Source organism: Nonomuraea harbinensis, assembly GCF_019396385.1.
Taxonomy (GTDB): domain Bacteria; phylum Actinomycetota; class Actinomycetes; order Streptosporangiales; family Streptosporangiaceae; genus Nonomuraea; species Nonomuraea ferruginea.
The window spans coordinates 98,064-113,303 of record NZ_JAHKRN010000017.1 but is presented as its reverse complement, the minus strand read 5'-3'; the positions used below and the strand labels follow the sequence as shown (position 1 = coordinate 113,303).

General features: G+C 69.3%; 13 protein-coding genes. 6 read left to right on the top strand and 7 right to left on the bottom strand.

Features of this window, described 5'->3' with window-relative positions; all coding sequences use genetic code 11:
• Positions 1 to 51: 51 nt before the first annotated feature.
• The 5 genes from KME79_RS19525 to KME79_RS19505 form a co-directional block, all read right to left on the bottom strand.
• Positions 52 to 573: a flavin reductase family protein gene (locus tag KME79_RS19525; RefSeq protein ID WP_219545656.1), complete on the bottom strand. Its 522-nt coding sequence runs from the start codon at positions 571 to 573 to the stop codon at positions 52 to 54.
• 69 nt (positions 574 to 642) lie between these two features.
• Positions 643 to 1,869, bottom strand: coding sequence for an ABC transporter substrate-binding protein (locus KME79_RS19520; RefSeq protein WP_219545655.1), 1,227 nt, complete (start codon positions 1,867 to 1,869; stop codon positions 643 to 645).
• A gap of 50 nt (positions 1,870 to 1,919) precedes the next feature.
• A complete protein-coding gene (locus tag KME79_RS19515; protein WP_219545654.1) occupies positions 1,920 to 2,618 on the bottom strand; it encodes an ABC transporter ATP-binding protein in 699 nt (232 codons plus the stop codon).
• Positions 2,615 to 4,456, bottom strand: coding sequence for a branched-chain amino acid ABC transporter ATP-binding protein/permease (locus KME79_RS19510; protein WP_246640093.1), 1,842 nt, complete (start codon positions 4,454 to 4,456; stop codon positions 2,615 to 2,617). Before KME79_RS19510 ends, KME79_RS19515 begins: the two co-directional genes overlap by 4 nt.
• Positions 4,453 to 5,334, bottom strand: a complete 882-nt coding sequence (locus tag KME79_RS19505; RefSeq protein WP_219545653.1) for a branched-chain amino acid ABC transporter permease — start codon at positions 5,332 to 5,334, stop codon at positions 4,453 to 4,455. Before KME79_RS19505 ends, KME79_RS19510 begins: the two co-directional genes overlap by 4 nt.
• A gap of 813 nt (positions 5,335 to 6,147) precedes the next feature.
• Here KME79_RS19505 and KME79_RS19500 point away from each other — a divergent pair.
• On the top strand, positions 6,148 to 7,215 hold the full coding sequence (locus tag KME79_RS19500) for an LLM class flavin-dependent oxidoreductase (protein WP_219545652.1): 1,068 nt from the start codon (positions 6,148 to 6,150) through the stop codon (positions 7,213 to 7,215).
• Positions 7,212 to 8,123, top strand: coding sequence for an alpha/beta hydrolase (locus KME79_RS19495; protein WP_219545651.1), 912 nt, complete (start codon positions 7,212 to 7,214; stop codon positions 8,121 to 8,123). The genes KME79_RS19500 and KME79_RS19495 overlap by 4 nt, the downstream gene beginning before the upstream one ends.
• A gap of 59 nt (positions 8,124 to 8,182) precedes the next feature.
• Here the strand turns inward: KME79_RS19495 and KME79_RS19490 are convergent, their stop codons facing one another.
• A complete protein-coding gene (locus tag KME79_RS19490) occupies positions 8,183 to 9,748 on the bottom strand; it encodes a long-chain-fatty-acid--CoA ligase (RefSeq protein WP_219545650.1) in 1,566 nt (521 codons plus the stop codon).
• A 92-nt stretch (positions 9,749 to 9,840) separates the two neighbouring features.
• Entirely contained in the window at positions 9,841 to 10,470 is a 630-nt protein-coding gene (locus tag KME79_RS19485) for a TetR/AcrR family transcriptional regulator (RefSeq protein WP_219545649.1), read from the bottom strand.
• A gap of 341 nt (positions 10,471 to 10,811) precedes the next feature.
• Here KME79_RS19485 and KME79_RS19480 point away from each other — a divergent pair, with 341 nt between their 5' ends.
• Genes KME79_RS19480 through KME79_RS19465 form a run of 4 tightly spaced genes read left to right on the top strand, consistent with a single transcriptional unit; the run spans position 10,812 to position 15,233 of the window.
• Positions 10,812 to 12,113 carry an ABC transporter substrate-binding protein gene (locus tag KME79_RS19480; protein WP_219545648.1) on the top strand — a complete coding sequence of 434 codons (1,302 nt, stop codon included), beginning with the start codon at positions 10,812 to 10,814 and terminating at the stop codon, positions 12,111 to 12,113.
• Positions 12,110 to 13,066, top strand: a complete 957-nt coding sequence (locus KME79_RS19475) for a carbohydrate ABC transporter permease (protein WP_148033974.1) — start codon at positions 12,110 to 12,112, stop codon at positions 13,064 to 13,066. Before KME79_RS19480 ends, KME79_RS19475 begins: the two co-directional genes overlap by 4 nt.
• Positions 13,063 to 13,866, top strand: coding sequence for a carbohydrate ABC transporter permease (locus KME79_RS19470; RefSeq protein ID WP_148033975.1), 804 nt, complete (start codon positions 13,063 to 13,065; stop codon positions 13,864 to 13,866). Before KME79_RS19475 ends, KME79_RS19470 begins: the two co-directional genes overlap by 4 nt.
• On the top strand, positions 13,863 to 15,233 hold the full coding sequence (locus tag KME79_RS19465) for a GH1 family beta-glucosidase (protein WP_219545647.1): 1,371 nt from the start codon (positions 13,863 to 13,865) through the stop codon (positions 15,231 to 15,233). The genes KME79_RS19470 and KME79_RS19465 overlap by 4 nt, the downstream gene beginning before the upstream one ends.
• Positions 15,234 to 15,240 lie beyond the last annotated feature (7 nt).

The following is a 15,240-nucleotide window of genomic DNA, read 5'->3' as shown; positions in this document are numbered from 1 at the left end:
TCGAACTTCTTCCGTCCGCCATGGCGAACCTCTCTCGTCAATCGGATCTCGTCAGTCGGACGGCTTGACGAGGGTGAGCGCGGGCACGAACCCGCCGAACCGGCCCCGGTAGTAGGTCAGGGGCCGGCCGCCGAACACCTCCGCACGCCGGACCGTCGCGGTGATCACCAGATGGGATCCGCCGCGGACCATGCTTTCGACCTCGCACTCGATCGCGCCGAGAGCCCCGGGGACGACGGGCAAGCCCTCCCCCTCGGGATCGGGCGGCGCGATCTTCGCCCCTTCGCGGGTGGCGAAGTGCGCGGCGACGTGGGCCTGGTCCTCCGCGAGGAGGTTCACGAGGAAGGACCCGCGCCGCTTGATCGCCGAAAGTGTCCGGCTCGTGTGCTTGAGGCACACCAGGAGCATCGGCGGCTCCATCGACAGCGAGGTCAGGGCGCTCACCGTCGCTCCGTGGCCCTCGCCCTCCACGACCGTGGTGAGGACCGCGACTCCGGTCGGGAAGTGCCCGATGACATGCCTGAACTGGTCGGGGTGAACCGTCTGCTCCGACGGGACCGGCTGTGCGTCCATGACAGTCCAATCTGCTGAGGCCGGCCGCCCGGATGCCCTGGTGTCAGGGCATCCGGGCGAGGGTGTCGGTTACGGGGTCTTCATCGGCGCGCACTGCCCGTCGCTGCAAGGCTGCGACGGGTCGTACACGGTGGTGTCGTCGAGGCTGAGACCGATCCGCTCCTCACCCGACTTGCCGAAGGTGAGGGGGCCCTGGGCTCCCTCCACGGTGTTGCCGGCGGTCAGCCAGTCCTTGACCTTCTCGGGCTCGGTGGAGCCGGCTCCCTTGATCGCCGCGTGCAGGACGACGGCCCAGTCGAAGCTGTAGGACCCGACCGTGTCGAGGGACTTGAAGGAGTTGATGTCGACTCCGCCGGCCTTGGCGTAGCCGTCGTAGAACGCCTTGGCCACCTCGCTCTTCTGGCTCCCCTGGACCTGGGTCTTCGCGATCCCGCCGGCCGCGATCTTGCCCTTGAGCCCTTCGGGCGTGGCGTCCACCACGGACGGGTCGCCGGCGCCCAGAGGCGCGCCGATGTAGGGGTACCAGCCCATGCGGTCCAGGTTCTGCATCACCATGACCAGCGGCGCCCCGTAGGTCCACAGCAGGAGGGTCTCCGCGCCCGCGTCACGGAGCTTCTGCAGCTGTGACGTGACGCTGGTCGCCGAGATCGGGAAGGACTCCCGCACGATCTCCATGTCTGGGAACTGCTCCTTGACGACGCTCTCGGTCAGTGCCGTCATCCCGGCCCCGTACGGGCCCGCGTCGGAGAGCTCGCCGACCTTGCCGTCACCGATCTCGCTGACGAACCGGAGCTGCGGCACGATGCCGTTGGGGCCACAGGCCGGGTTCGGGCAGAAGGTCCAGGGGAACTCCTTGTCGTCCCCGATCTTCGGGAGGATCGCCGTGATCCCGCCGGCGTCGGCGGCCAGCACCCGGTACTGGTTGAGCACCGGCTGCATCGCCGCGATGTCCTGCGTGCCCGCGTAGATCGCGCCCACGCCCGACTGGGCCACCTCACGGGCAAGGTTGGCCCCTGCGCTCGGATCTCCCTTCGTGTCCCTGCTGACCAGCTCGAACTTCGGGCCGTCGAGCGTGTTGACGTAGTCCACGCCCGCCTTGAGCCCGTTCAGGGCGATCACGCCGGACGCGCCGAACGGTCCGGTGAGCGCGCCCACGTAGCCGATGGTGTAGGTCTCGGCGGCGCCGGAGCCGCCTCCGTCACCGCTCTCTCCGCACGCGACGAGGAACGAGGTCATGAGGACCGCCGCCCCTGCGAGCGCGACGCCACGCTTGGCGCGCCTGAACGCTCTTTTCATCCTGTTCTCCTGTGTTGCTAGGTCCCCGATGACCGGACGGTTGGGTTGGGTCAAGCCAGATAGGCGGTGTGGATACGGTCTTCGAGGTCGTCATCCGTTCCGTGCGCGGTGCCGACGACCTCGCCGCGCTGCAGGACGAGCACCTCGCTGCCGAGGGCCTGGGCGACTTCGACGCGCTGCTCGACCAGCAGCACCGCCACCCCGAGCTCCTGGATCGCGCCGATCACGTCGATCGTCCGCTGGACCAGCATCGGAGCCAGGCCGTTCGTGGGCTCGTCGAGCAGCAGGACGGACGGGGATCCGCTGATCGCGCGCGCGATCGCGAGCATCTGCTGCTGCCCGCCGCTGAGCCTGCCCGCCTTGCGGCCGGCCATCTCCTCCAGCTCGGGCAGCAGCGCCAGCGCTCTCTCGACGCCCTCGGCGGGCTTGGGCGACAGCAGCGAGCCGAGGTGCAGGTTCTCCCTGACGGTGAGGTCGGGGAAGACATGCCGCCCCTCGAGTACGTGGCCCAGGCCGGCGCGGGCCCGGGCGGCGGCGTCGAGGCGGCCGAGGGTCCTGCCGTGGTGCGTCACGGTCCCGGTGGACGACACCAGCCCGCTGATCCCCCGCAGCATCGACGTCTTGCCCGCTCCGTTCGCGCCGAGGACCGTGAGGATCTGGCCCTCGTCCACGGAGAGGCTGACGTCCCGCAGGGCCGTCACGCCGCCGTACCGGACACCGAGGTTCTCCACCACGAGCGCGGCACTCATCCCGCACCTCCCAGATAGGCGACCCGGACCGCCTCGGCGTCCATCAGCTCGTCCGGCCGGCCCTCCCACAGGACCTTGCCGAGTTCGAGCACGACGACGCGGTCGGCCAGCCGGGTGACGAGATCGAGGTGGTGCTCCACCACGATGACGGCGATCCCGAGGTCCGCGAGCTCGCGGGTGACCTGCTCCAGCCCCTGCATCTCGATCTGCGAGAGCCCGGCCGCCGGCTCGTCGAGCAGCAGCAGGCGCGGCGAGTGGCGGATCGCCATGGCGATCTCCAGAAACCGGAGCTGCCCGTGCCCCAGCTGGCCGGTCTCACGGGCCATCATGCGCGGATCGTCCGGGTCGATCCCGCCGAGCTTGAGCAGGCGGCGCACCCACGGGTCGAGGTCCTCGCCCACCACCTGTCCCGGCGGCTGCAGCCGCTTGGCGAGGAACAGGTGCTCGGCGACGCTCAGCCCGGGAAACGTCTTGGGAGTCTGGAACGTCCTGGCCACGCCCAGCTCGGTGATGCGGCGGGCCTTGAGCCGGGTGATGTCCTCGCTGTCGAGGACGATCCGGCCCTCCTCGGCGGGATACAGGCCGGTGACCACGTTGATCACTGTCGTCTTGCCCGACCCGTTGGGGCCGATGAGAGCGAGGACCTCACCGGGGCGCACCCCGAGCGAGACCGAGTCGAGTGCTTTGAGGCCGCCGAACGAACGTGAGATCCCCCGTACCTGGAGGCCCGCGTCCGGCCCGGCGTTCCTGATCCGCTCCGCCGCCGCGGCCGGCTCGGGCTTCTCCCGCTCTTCGGCTCCGGACGGATCGTCCGCGGAGGCGCGCAGCCGGTCGCGCACCGGGGCGGCGGTCCGGGAGATGAGGCCGCTCGGCCGCAGCAGCACGACCGCCATCAGGGTGGCGCCGTAGATGATGGTGTTCACGTGCGCGTACGCCGCCAGCGCCTGTGGGAGGAGTACGAGGATCACCGCGCCCAGCAGGGGCCCGTAGATGGAGCCGGCCCCGCCCAGGATGACCATCGCCAGCAGCAGGATGCTCAGGTGGGCGGTGAAGGCGTCGGGCGAGATGTACTGCGCCATGTAGGCGAACAGCCCGCCGGCGTAGGCGCCGAACCCCGACCCCAGGGTGAAGGTGACGACCTTGGACCGGTACCCCGAGATGCCGAGCGCGGTGGCGCCGATCGGCTCGTCGCGGGTCGCCATCGCCGAGCGGCCGATCAGCGACACCCGGACGGCGTAGTGCAGCAGGTAGGCCACCAGGGCGCTGGCCGTCACGAGCACCGGCAGCAGCCAGAGCGAGTACGTCGGCTCCGCGCCGAACCCGGTGATCAGCCCGATGGGAGACAGACCGGTGACACCGCCGGTGATCCCGTCGAGCGCCACGATGAGGTCCAGCGTGATGAGCACGGCTCCCAGGGAGATGAGCGCCAGCCCGATCTCCCCCAGCCGACCGGCCGGAGCGCCCAGCACGAGCCCGAACACCAGGCCCACGAGGGCGGCCACGGGCAGGGTGGCCCAGAACGGCCAGCCGTTGTCGACCGTCAGCGCTCCGACCGTGTAGGCACCGACCGCGAAACTGGCGCCCTGCCCCAGCGACAGCGCTCCGCCGAACCCGGCCGGGATGTTGAGTCCCAGCACGGCGATGCCGTAGATGAGGATGGTGAGGATCGTGTAGGTGGCGAACGATCCCGGCCCCTGCACCGCGTAGGCGACGAGGAGGAGCCCGAAGACCAGGGGTGCGTGCACGACCGGCCGCCCGAAGGGGGTGGCCGCCACGCGCTCGGAGGCGTCATGGAGCCCGCGGTTCATCCGCTGGGCGAGGCCCGGCATGCCGCTCATACCGCACGCACGCTGGCTCGGCCGAAGAGTCCGTGCGGCCGGGTCAGGTACACGACCAGCAGTACGGAGAACATGGCGATCTGCACGTAGTTACCTCCCATGTACGTCGCCGCCGTCTGTCCGACGATGCCGACGATGAATCCACCGGCGATCACTCCGTGCAGACTGTCGAGACCTCCCACCGCGGCTGCCACGAACCCGTTGAAGAGGAAGGTCAGGCCGAGCTCCGGCGAGACCAGTTGCGTGGAGACGATGAGAAGTCCCGTGATCGCGGCGATCCCGCCGGCGATGAGGGCGCTGAGCCGGGATGCGGCGCCGGGCGAAATCCCGATCGCGGCCGCGCCGTCCTTGTCCTGCGCGACCGCGCGGAGGCGGAGGCCGGTCGTGGTCCTCCGGTCGAAGATGGTGAGCGCGGCCACCAGGAGGATGAACGCGACCACGATCGCGATCTCCGCCCACGAGACCTGGATGCCTCCGAGATCGTGGGCCTTGGCCGAGATGCCCCAGGGGAAGCGCACCGGCTGCGCCCGGTAGGGGATGGCCATCAGCTCCGCGAGGACCACCGAGAACCCGAGAGTGGACAGGATCCACGGCATCGCGTGGCCGCTCTGCACGAAGGGCCGGATGGCCACGCGTTCCTCCATGAGGACCACCGCCGCGAGGACCAGCACGGCGACGACCAGGCCCAAGACCACGGGAAGGCCCCACAGGTCGCTGACGACCAGCACGCCCAGCGGCATCAGCATCACCAGCTGACCATGGGCGAAGTTCAGGACACCGGTCGTCCGGTACATCACCACGAAAGCCAGGGCGAAGAGCCCGGCTGTCGCTCCTCCCGCCGCGCCAGGTATTAGTACATTGTTGATGAAATCGGTCACGGCCGTCGATCTCCCTTTGGCGCGACACACCGCGCCCAACCTGAGGCGAGATTTCCTAAGCGAGTGATAACGCTAGGTGTGACCGATATCTCGCGTCAAGCATGCGTCCCAGGCGAACCCACATAACAGAAGCATCAAGGGCCGCCCAGGATCCCGCCCATCACTGAGCGAATGCCCAGCCACGACGCCATCCGCGCCGGTGCCGGCCCACCGGAGGCAGCCGGACCACATACCGAGGTCCGAGATCGAATAGCGGCGCGCCGGACCGGCATGCAGATCACCCGGTAGGCCCTTTCCGGACCGCACGATCGAGCCCGGCCCCCGAAGCGCCACGCGCCGGAACCCCCGCCCCAGGCCGCCGACCGGCGGGAATGCCACAACTCGGCTATTCCCTGATCGATCGACCACAAGGAAGCCGCCGGCGTCCCGGCAGGCCGGAACCGCGCCCGCACCGCCGGAACCGCCCGCGAGGCCTCGATCACCGCGCGGCGGCCTCTCCGGCGGGGCACGGAGAGCACCACCCTCACCCGCCACGTCCGACATCTTCCGAATCCGGCGCGGAGACGACCCGGCCTCGCAGATCTTCACCCGATCAGGTCAGGGATCGGACCTCTGCCCAGCTCATCGCCGCCCTGCTCAGCGAACCTAAATGAGCACTTGCTCAGAAATGGGGATCCTGCGTATGGTCGCACTGTCGCCCGGGTCCACGAACGATTGAGGTGTGCGGTGAAGGTAGGAGTTTCGTCCTGGTTCGGCAACGTCACAGAGTTCGAAGAGCGAACGCGTCAAGGTCACTTCGACAAGAGCTACCCGGTGTCCGATGCCGACCAGTTCCGCCGTGAGATCGCGATGGCCGATCTGGTGGAGCCGCTGGGGTTCGACTCGTTCTGGACGATCGAGCACCACTTCTCCCCGTACGGGATGACGGCGAATCCCACGCAGATCCTGTCGTACATCGCGGGGCGCACGAAGCGGATCGATCTGGGCACGATGGTGCTGGTGCTGCCGTGGCACGAGCCGCTGAAGCTGGCGGAGAACCTGGCGATCCTCGACGTCCTGCTCGACGGCCGCAAGCTCAACATCGGCGTCGGGCGCGGCTTCGCGGCCCGCGAGTACAACACCCTGGGCGTGCCGTACGAGACCTCGCGGGAGCGGATGCTCGAATGCCTGGAGATCGTGCGGCTCGCGCTGACCCAGGAGTTCTTCTCCTTCGACGGCGAGCACTTCCGGATCCCCCGCACCAGCATCCGGCCGCGCCCGCTCAGCCCGGATCTCACCGAGAACCTGCTGATGACCTGGGCCTCCCCGGAGTCCATGACCATGTCAGCCGACAGCGGCGCGGCCCCGCTCTTCACCAACTACCGGGGATGGGATGCGCTGCGCGAGCAACTGGGCGCGTTCAACGAGATCCGGTCGGGCCACGGCTGGCCGGCCTCGACCTCGGCGATCGCCACCACCGTGTACGTCCATGAGGACGACGAGCGCGCCAGGGAGATCGGCGAGCAGTACTGGCGGAAGACCAGCGCGATGACCACCTGGCACTACGACAAGCTCGGCTCGGAGTACTTCATGCCCGACGCCACCGACGACGAGCGTGCCCTCGTCGTCAAGAAGGGCTACGAGGACCAGGCCTCGGCGGGCCTGTTCGGGTCCCCGGAATCGGTTGCCGAGCAGATCCGCGAGCTCCAGGAGGTCGCCGACGTCGGCCACCTCATCACGCTGCACAGCTTCGGCGACATGCCGTTCGACCTGGTCGAGACCAGCATGCGGCTCTTCGCCAAGGACGTGCTGCCGACGATCCAGACTTTCGGCGACCGCGAGCCTTCCGCCGTCCCCTACCGCGACGTGGTCGAGCAGCGGTCCGCCGCCACCGGTTCATGATCGACCCTGCCGCCCGGGCGATCCTCGACGCGACGAACGCGGCCCCGCCGCTCGACCAGGTCGGCCTGGAGAAGGCGCGGAGCGTCATGGCCTCCCGGCCACGGCCGGTGGTGACCCCCGTGGCCGGCGTCGTCGACCTGGCCACCCGGCCGGCCGGCGGTGTGCCGGTGCGGCTCTACCGGCCTGCCGCCGAGGGCACGCCGCCCGTCGTCGTCTTCGCGCACGGCGGTGGCTGGATACTCGGCAGCGTCGGTTCCGCCGACGAGACGTGCCGCCGGCTGGCGCTGGCGACCGGGTGCGCCGTGCTGTCCGTCGAGTACCGCCTCGCCCCGGAGTATCCGCATCCGGCAGCGGTGCAGGACGTGCTGGAGGTGCTGCGCTGGCTTCCGTCCGCCGCCGGCGAGCACGGCGTGGACGCGGGGCGGCTCCTGCTCGCGGGTGAGAGCTCGGGCGCGCACGTCGTGCTCGGCGCCGCTCTCCAGACCGGCGCCGAGCTGTCCGGGCTGTTCCTCGCCTGCCCCCCGGTCGACCGGCGGATGGACTCGCCGTCCTGGCGGGCCATGGGCGACGACCACATTCCGCGCCGTTCCCAGATGGCCTGGATGTGGGATCTCTACCTCGGCCCCGAGGACGAGCACGCCTCGGGAGCGCCCGACCCGGCGGTCGCCGATCTGACCGGGCTGCCACGCACGGTGCTCATGGTCGCCGAGTACGACCCGCTCCGCGACGAAGGGCTCGCCCTCGCCGACCGGCTCCGCGACGCCGGGGTCGAGACGGTGGTCATCGAGGCCCGGGGCCAGATCCACCCCGTGATCGGGCTCGCGCCCGCCGTGCCGGCCTGTCAGACGTACCTGGAGGAGGCGGGCAGCGCGCTGGCCGAAGGACTGCCGGCGCGGCGCCCCCGGTAGAGCCCGCCGAACGGACGGCAAGGGCCGCGCGGTTCCGCCCGCGCGGCCCTTGCGGCGTCTCAGGCGCCGGCCATCATCTCCTTCAGCTCCCGCTTGAGGATCTTGCCGGTCGAGGTCAGCGGCATCTCCGTCACGAAGCGCACCTGACGGGGGTACTTGTAGGCGGCCAGCCGCTCCTTCCCCCAGGCGACGAGCTCCTCCTCCGTGACGTCCGCCCCGGGTTCGCGGACCACCACCGCGATGACCTCCTCGCCCAGCGCCTCGTGGGGGACGCCGACGACCGCCGCCAGGGACACGCGGGGATGCTGGATGAGGAGCTCTTCCACCTCACGGGGATAGACGTTGTAGCCCCCTCGGATGATGAGGTCCTTGGACCGGTCGACGATGAAGTAGTAGCCGTCCTCGTCCCTGCGCGCGAGGTCGCCGGTGCGGAACCACCCGTCCCTGATGACGGCGCGGGTGGCCTCCGGCCGCCCGAAGTAGCCCTTCATGACGTTGTGGCCCCTGATCGCGATCTCCCCCACCGTGCCCGGCGAAGGATCGACGTCCGACCAGTCGTCGCCGATCAGCTTCATCTCGACGTCCGGGATCGGCACGCCGATGGACCCGACCTTCGGCTCGCGCCCGAAGGGGTTGAACGAAGCCACCGGCGAGGTCTCCGACAGTCCGTAGCCTTCGAGGATGGTCACGCCGAACCGCTCTTCGAAACGCCGGTGCATCTCGACCGGGAGCGGCGCGCCGCCGCAGTTGGCGACGCGTAGATCACGGGCGACCTGCGCCACGTCGACGGACTCGTTCGCCGCCGCCATCAGCCCCCAGTACATGGTCGGCACGCCGGAGAAGAACGTGACCCGGTGGCGCCGCATCAGCTCCAGCGCCTCCTGCGCGTCGAACCGCGGCAGCATGACGATGGTGCCGCCGAAGGCGAACCCGATGTTCTGCACGACGGTCTGCCCGTAGCTGTGGTAGAGCGGAAGCACGGCCAGGTACGTGTCGGGACGCGCGGCGTCGCACGCGAACACCTTGGAGACCGAGTACGCGTTGTCACGCATGTTCCTGTGGCGGAGCTCGGCCCCTTTGGGCTGACCGGTCGTGCCGGAGGTGTAGAGGACCACGGCGGTCTCCTCGTCGTCCACCTCGACCGTGTCGAACACGTCGCGGACGTCGGCCATCGCGTCCTCAAGCCGGTCGGCGCCCTCGGGGACGGCCCCGGGCTCGGCGCCGACCAGGAAGAGCCGCTCGCAGCTCTCGGTGGCCCGGAATCCTTCCAGGGCTTCCTCGCCGATGGGGAGCGCCGCGGTGCCGCGATGGGCGATGTAGACCTTGGCCCGGGAGTCGGCGAGATGATAGGCGATCTCACGGCCGCGCAGCAGCACGTTCAGCGGTACGACGGCGGCGCCCGCCTTGAGGATGCCGTAGTAGACGATCGGGAACTCCGCGACGTTGGGGCATGAGAACGCCACCCTGTCACCGGGACGGATCCCCGCCGAGACCAGCACGCCGGCGACTCTCCGCGCGGCCGCGTCCACGTCCCGGTACGAGAGTTCTGAATCACCCTGGATGACCGCCACGCGGTCGGGGTGAGTGGCGGCGGCGCCTTCGAGCATCACGGCGAGGTTGGCCATCTGTCCCTCCTGGAACCCCTCAAGGTGCGACGCTCGCCGCACCCGCGGCACCACTTTGCCGTAATCGGATGCGCAAGTAAACGATCGATTGCTTATTTTTGTGGCAACCCGAGCGCGATCCGCAGGGCCAGGTACCGGTACCGCTCCCCGATGTCCTCGGGCGTCCACCGGCCGTTGTCGCGGTACCACCGCGAGACGTCGATCCCCAGCGACAGCAGCGCCAGCGCGGTCATGGACGGATCCGGCACGAGGAAGCCGCCCTCCTCCACGCCCGCCACCAGGATCCGCCGCATCGTGGCCTCCAGCCTGCGACGGAACGTGGCGATCTCCTCCCGGTGCTCGGGGGTCAGCCCGCCCAGCTCGTAGTTGATGACGCGGGCCCGGGTGTGCGAGCGCGCGTGCCACACGGTGAAGTCGTACATCACCTCGGCGAGCTGCTCCTTGGGCGAGGAGCCGCGGGCCACGGCGTCGAGCACGACGCCCTCGATCTCCAGATGGCCGTCATAGGAGATCTGGTAGAGCAGGTCTTCCTTCGTCGGATAGTGGACGTACATCGCCGCCTGGCTCATGCCGGCCGCCTCCGCGATGTCGCGCGTCCCGGTGCCGTGGAAGCTCCGCGTGGAGAAGGACTCAAGTGCCGCGTCGATCAACCGCGCCCGGGTGTTCTCCCCGCGCACGTTGCTGCGACGTGGGCGGCCCGCACTCTTGGTCTTCTGGCCCATGACTCCTCAATCCGAGCGTTGCCCGACGGCGATGCCGCTGTCATCGTACTTCAGATAATGTGAGCGCGTGCTTATTAACGAGTCCGGCGCCCGCCCGCCGGCGGCACACTGACGTCACGCCTGGGAGAAGGTGGGCGTCCGGCCGCCGATCAGGCGACAGGCCGATGAGGTCCAGTAAATCACGAAGATCGGCCGAGCACCGTCCACCAGCCCTGAGATCGCTCTCTCGGTAACGGCGATCGTTACTCCGCAGCCGTTGACAGCCCGCATGGATCTGTCTGAAAGTTTTCGGAGAGCGCTCTCTCACCACTCCCCTATGGCTCCCAGTCCCGGAGGGCTCCATGGCTCCTCGTTTCCGGCGCATCGCCGTACCCTTGATCACCGCGTCCCTGCTCGGCCTCGCCACCGCGTGCGGTGGCGGCGGGGGTGGCGGCGGCGACACCGCGGGCGCCGACGCCGCGCCCGCGGAGAAGATCAAGCTGACCGTCAACCTCTTCGGCGACTTCGGCTTCAAGCCGCTCTACGAGGAGTACAAGAAGACCCACCCGAACGTCGAGATCGTCGAGAACGTCACCCAGTTCAACGACCACCACAACAACCTCGTCAAGCGGCTGGCCACGAACGCAGGCGCCGCCGACATCGAGGGCGTCGAGGTGGGCTACATCAGCACCTTCACCGCGCAGCCGCAGAAGTTCACCGACCTCAAGCAGTTCGGGCTCGACAAGCGGCAGCCGGAGTACCTCGACTGGAAGTGGCAGCAGGGCCTCAGCAAGGACGGCGGGCAGCTGCTCGGCCTCGGCACCGACGTCGGCGGCCTGGCCATGTGCTACCGCAAGGACCTGTTCAAGAAGGCCGGGCTGCCCGAGGACCGGGAGGAGGTCGGGCAGCTCTGGCCGACGTGGGACGACTACATCGCCACCGGCAAGAAGTTCGCCGCCGCGAACGTGGAGGGCGCCAAGTTCGTCGACTCCCCCGGTGAGATCTTCCGCGCCATGGTGAACCAGGCGCCCGTCGGGCTCTACGACGCGCAGGACACGATCATCGTGGACTCCAACCCGGACGTGAAGAGGGCCTGGGACCTGTCCAACCAGATCACCACCGAGGGCCTGACCGCCAAGCTCGCGGCCTTCTCGCCGCCGTGGAACACCGGCTTCGCCAAGGGCTCGTTCGCCACCATCATCTGCCCGGCCTGGATGACCGGCTTCATCCAGGAGCAGGCCCAGGACGCCTCCGGCAAGTGGGACATCGCCACCGTGCCCGGCGGCTCCGGCAACAGCGGCGGCTCCCACCTGATGGTGCCCGCGCAGAGCAAGCACCCGAAGGAGGCCGCCGAGCTGATCGACTTCCTGACCTCCAAGGAGAACCAGGCCAAGGTCTTCAAGGAGGAGGGCACCTTCCCGTCCATCCCCGCCCTGTACGACGACCCGTCGATCCAGTCGTTCACCAAGCCGTTCTTCGGTGACGCCCCGATCGGCAAGATCTACTCCGAGGCCGCCAAGGCGCTGAAGCCGCAGCACCTCGGCCCGAAGGAGGCCGACGTGCGGGTCGCCATCGGCAACGGCCTGGGCCGGGTCGAGCAGGGCAAGCAGACCCCGGACGAGGCGTGGGCGCAGGTGCTCGAGGACGTCAAGAAGATCAAATGAGCACCCTCCCTCTCGCTGTAGGGCGGAGGCGTAGGACCAGTGTGCGGCACACCCTCGACACGAGGGTGTCGCCGTACGCCTACGTGGCGCCCTTCTTCCTGCTGTTCGCCGCGTTCGGCCTGTTCCCGCTCGCCTACACGGCCTGGGTCAGCCTGCACGAGTGGACGCTCCTGGACGAGGAGCAGACCTTCGTCGGGATGCGGAACTACGGGACGCTGCTGGCCGACGACTACTTCTGGAACGCCACCTTCAACACGCTGTCGATCGGCATCCTGTCGACCGCGCCGCAGCTCGTGCTGGCCATCTGGCTGGCGCACCTGCTGAACAGGCGGCTGCGCTTCCAGACCCTCTTCCGGGTCTCGCTGCTGGTGCCCAACGTCACCAGCGTCGTGGCCGTGGTGGTCATCTTCAGCCAGCTGTTCGGGCGGGACTTCGGCCTGATCAACTGGGTGCTGTCGTGGTTCGGCGTGGGCCAGATCGACTGGGCCGCCGGCACCGCGACCTCGCACCTCGCGCTCTCGGTGATGATCATGTGGCGGTGGACGGGCTACAACGCGCTCATCTTCCTGGCCGCCATGCAGGCCGTGCCGCGCGAGCTGTACGAGGCCGCGACCCTGGACGGGGCGAGCAACCTCAAGCAACTGGTCAGGATCACCGTGCCGATGATCCGGCCGACGATCATCTTCGTGGTCATCGTCTCGACCATCGGCGCCATGCAGGTCATCGCCGAGCCGCTGCTCTTCGGCACCAGCAGCGGCGGCGGGGGCGGCCTCGTCACGGGCGGGCCCGACCGGCAGTTCCAGACGCTGGCGCTCTACGTCTACGAGCACGGGTTCACCAAGTTCGACTTCGGCTACGCCTCGGCGGCCTCGTGGGTGATGTTCCTGTTCGTCGTGGTCGTCGCCGGCATCAACTACCTGGTGACCAGGCGCGTGAAGGGCGGAGTGATATGAAGCTGCGCTATCTGACGCTGACGGCGGTGGCGTTCTTCTCCGCGTTCCCGCTCTACTACAGCGTGGTGGTGGCCTCCCGGCACAACTCGGCGCTGGCCCAGGTGCCGCCGCCGCTGCTGCCCGGCGGCAACTTCTTCGCCAACGTGGCCCGGGTCTTCGACACGGTGCCGTTCGGGCTGGCGCTGCTCAACTCGTTCATCGTGGCCGGGTCGATCTCGATCGCGGTGATGTTCTTCTCGACGCTGGCCGGGTTCGCCTTCGCCAAGCTGCGCTTCAGGGGCAAGAACATCATGCTCGTGATCACGGTCGCGACCATGATGGTGCCGGCCCAGCTCGGCATCATCCCGCTCTACATGCTCATGATCAAGCTGGAGTGGACCGGCACCAACTACGCGCTGATCGTGCCGGCGCTGGTCAACGCCTTCGGCGTGTTCTTCATGACGCAGTACCTGAGCAGGGCGCTGCCGACGGAGCTGCTGGAGGCGGGGCGGGTCGACGGCTGCACGACCTGGGGGCTGTTCTGGCACGTCGTGCTGCCCGCCGCCCGGCCCGCGGCGGCCGTGCTGGGCATGCTGACGTTCATGTCGGCCTGGAACGACTACTTCTGGCCGCTCGTCGTACTCACCCCGGACAACCCGACGGTCCAGGTGGCGCTGTCGACGCTGGCCAGCGGATACGTCAACGACTACGTACTGGGCCTGGCGGGCACGGCGGTGGGGACCCTGCCGCTCGTCATCGTCTTCGCCCTGTTCGGCAAGCAAATCATCGGCGGAATCATGCAAGGAGCGGTCAAGGGATGATTTTCCCGGAAAACTTCGTCTGGGGTGCCGCTACGGCTTCCTATCAGATCGAGGGGGCGGTCAAGGAGGACGGGCGAGGCCAGTCGATCTGGGACACCTTCTCCCACGCCCCCGGCAACGTGGCCGACGGCGACACCGGCGACGTCGCCTGCGACCACTACCACCGATACCGCGACGACGTCGCCCTCATGCGCGAGCTGGGCCTGGCCGCCTACCGGTTCTCGGTGGCCTGGCCGCGCATCCAGCCCGACGGGCGCGGGCCGGCGAACCCGCGCGGGCTGGCCTTCTACGACAGGCTCGTGGACGAGCTGCTGGAGGCCGGGATCTCCCCGTACCTCACGCTCTACCACTGGGACCTCCCGCAGGCGCTGGAGGACCGGGGCGGGTGGGCGAACCGCGACACCGCCCACCGCTTCGCCGAGTACGCGGCCGTCGTGCACGACCGGCTGGGCGACCGCGTACAGAACTGGGCGACGCTGAACGAGCCGTGGGTGGCGGCCTTCCTCGGCTACGGCAACGGCGTGCACGCGCCCGGGCGCAAGGACCCGGCCTCCGCCATGCGCTCGGCCCACCACCTGCTGCTGGGCCACGGCCTTGCGGCGGCCCGGCTGCGGGAGGCGGGCGCGGCCAGCATCATGCTGGTCGTCAACTCCTCCCCCGTGCTCACCCCGGCCCAGGTGAACGACCACGAGGCGGTGCCGGACGAGGCCGACGCGGCGGCCGTCGACCGGGTCCACGCGCTGCTGACCCGGCAGTTCCTGGACCCCGCGCTCCACGGCCGCTACCCGGAGGAGGTGCTGGCCGCCGCCGGGCGCAACGGCGGCACCGGCCACATCCTGGACGGCGACCTGGAGGCGATCAACGCGCCGATCGACCTGATCGGGATCAACTACTACAACCCGTGCGTGGTCGAGGCGGGGCCCGGGCTGCCGGCGGACGCGGCCTGGCCGGGTTCGGAGGACATCCGCTTCGCCCCCGCCGACGCGCCGGTCACCGCGATGGGCTGGCCGATCGTGCCCGACGGCCTGTCGCGGCTGCTGGTGCGGCTGTCGAAGGACTATCCGGACGTGGGCCTCATGGTCACCGAGAACGGCGCGGCCTTCGACGACGTGGTGGAGGACGGCAGGGTCCACGACGCGGACCGGGTGTCCTTCCTCCGCGGCCACCTGCGCGAGGTGGGCCGGGCCATCGAGGCGGGGGCCGACCTCCGGGGCTATCTCGTCTGGTCGTTGCTCGACAACTTCGAGTGGGCGGAGGGCTACCGGCGCAGGTTCGGCATCGTGCACGTGGACTACGCGACGCAGGCCAGGGTCCTCAAGGACAGCGCGCTGTGGTATCGCGATGTGATCGCCGCGAACCGCCTGTAGATTTCCT

What these genes read in the sequence shown, in the direction of transcription:
- KME79_RS19525 (WP_219545656.1), bottom strand. Translation starts at nt 573, where the DNA reads ATGGACGCACAGCCGGTCCCGTCGGAGCAGACGGTTCACCCCGACCAG.
- KME79_RS19520 (WP_219545655.1), bottom strand. Translation starts at nt 1,869, where the DNA reads ATGAAAAGAGCGTTCAGGCGCGCCAAGCGTGGCGTCGCGCTCGCAGGG.
- KME79_RS19515 (WP_219545654.1), bottom strand. Translation starts at nt 2,618, where the DNA reads ATGAGTGCCGCGCTCGTGGTGGAGAACCTCGGTGTCCGGTACGGCGGC.
- KME79_RS19510 (WP_246640093.1), bottom strand. Translation starts at nt 4,456, where the DNA reads ATGAGCGGCATGCCGGGCCTCGCCCAGCGGATGAACCGCGGGCTCCAT.
- KME79_RS19495 (WP_219545651.1), top strand. Translation starts at nt 7,212, where the DNA reads ATGATCGACCCTGCCGCCCGGGCGATCCTCGACGCGACGAACGCGGCC.
- KME79_RS19490 (WP_219545650.1), bottom strand. Translation starts at nt 9,748, where the DNA reads ATGGCCAACCTCGCCGTGATGCTCGAAGGCGCCGCCGCCACTCACCCC.
- KME79_RS19485 (WP_219545649.1), bottom strand. Translation starts at nt 10,470, where the DNA reads ATGGGCCAGAAGACCAAGAGTGCGGGCCGCCCACGTCGCAGCAACGTG.
- KME79_RS19480 (WP_219545648.1), top strand. Translation starts at nt 10,812, where the DNA reads ATGGCTCCTCGTTTCCGGCGCATCGCCGTACCCTTGATCACCGCGTCC.
- KME79_RS19475 (WP_148033974.1), top strand. Translation starts at nt 12,110, where the DNA reads ATGAGCACCCTCCCTCTCGCTGTAGGGCGGAGGCGTAGGACCAGTGTG.
- KME79_RS19470 (WP_148033975.1), top strand. Translation starts at nt 13,063, where the DNA reads ATGAAGCTGCGCTATCTGACGCTGACGGCGGTGGCGTTCTTCTCCGCG.
- KME79_RS19465 (WP_219545647.1), top strand. Translation starts at nt 13,863, where the DNA reads ATGATTTTCCCGGAAAACTTCGTCTGGGGTGCCGCTACGGCTTCCTAT.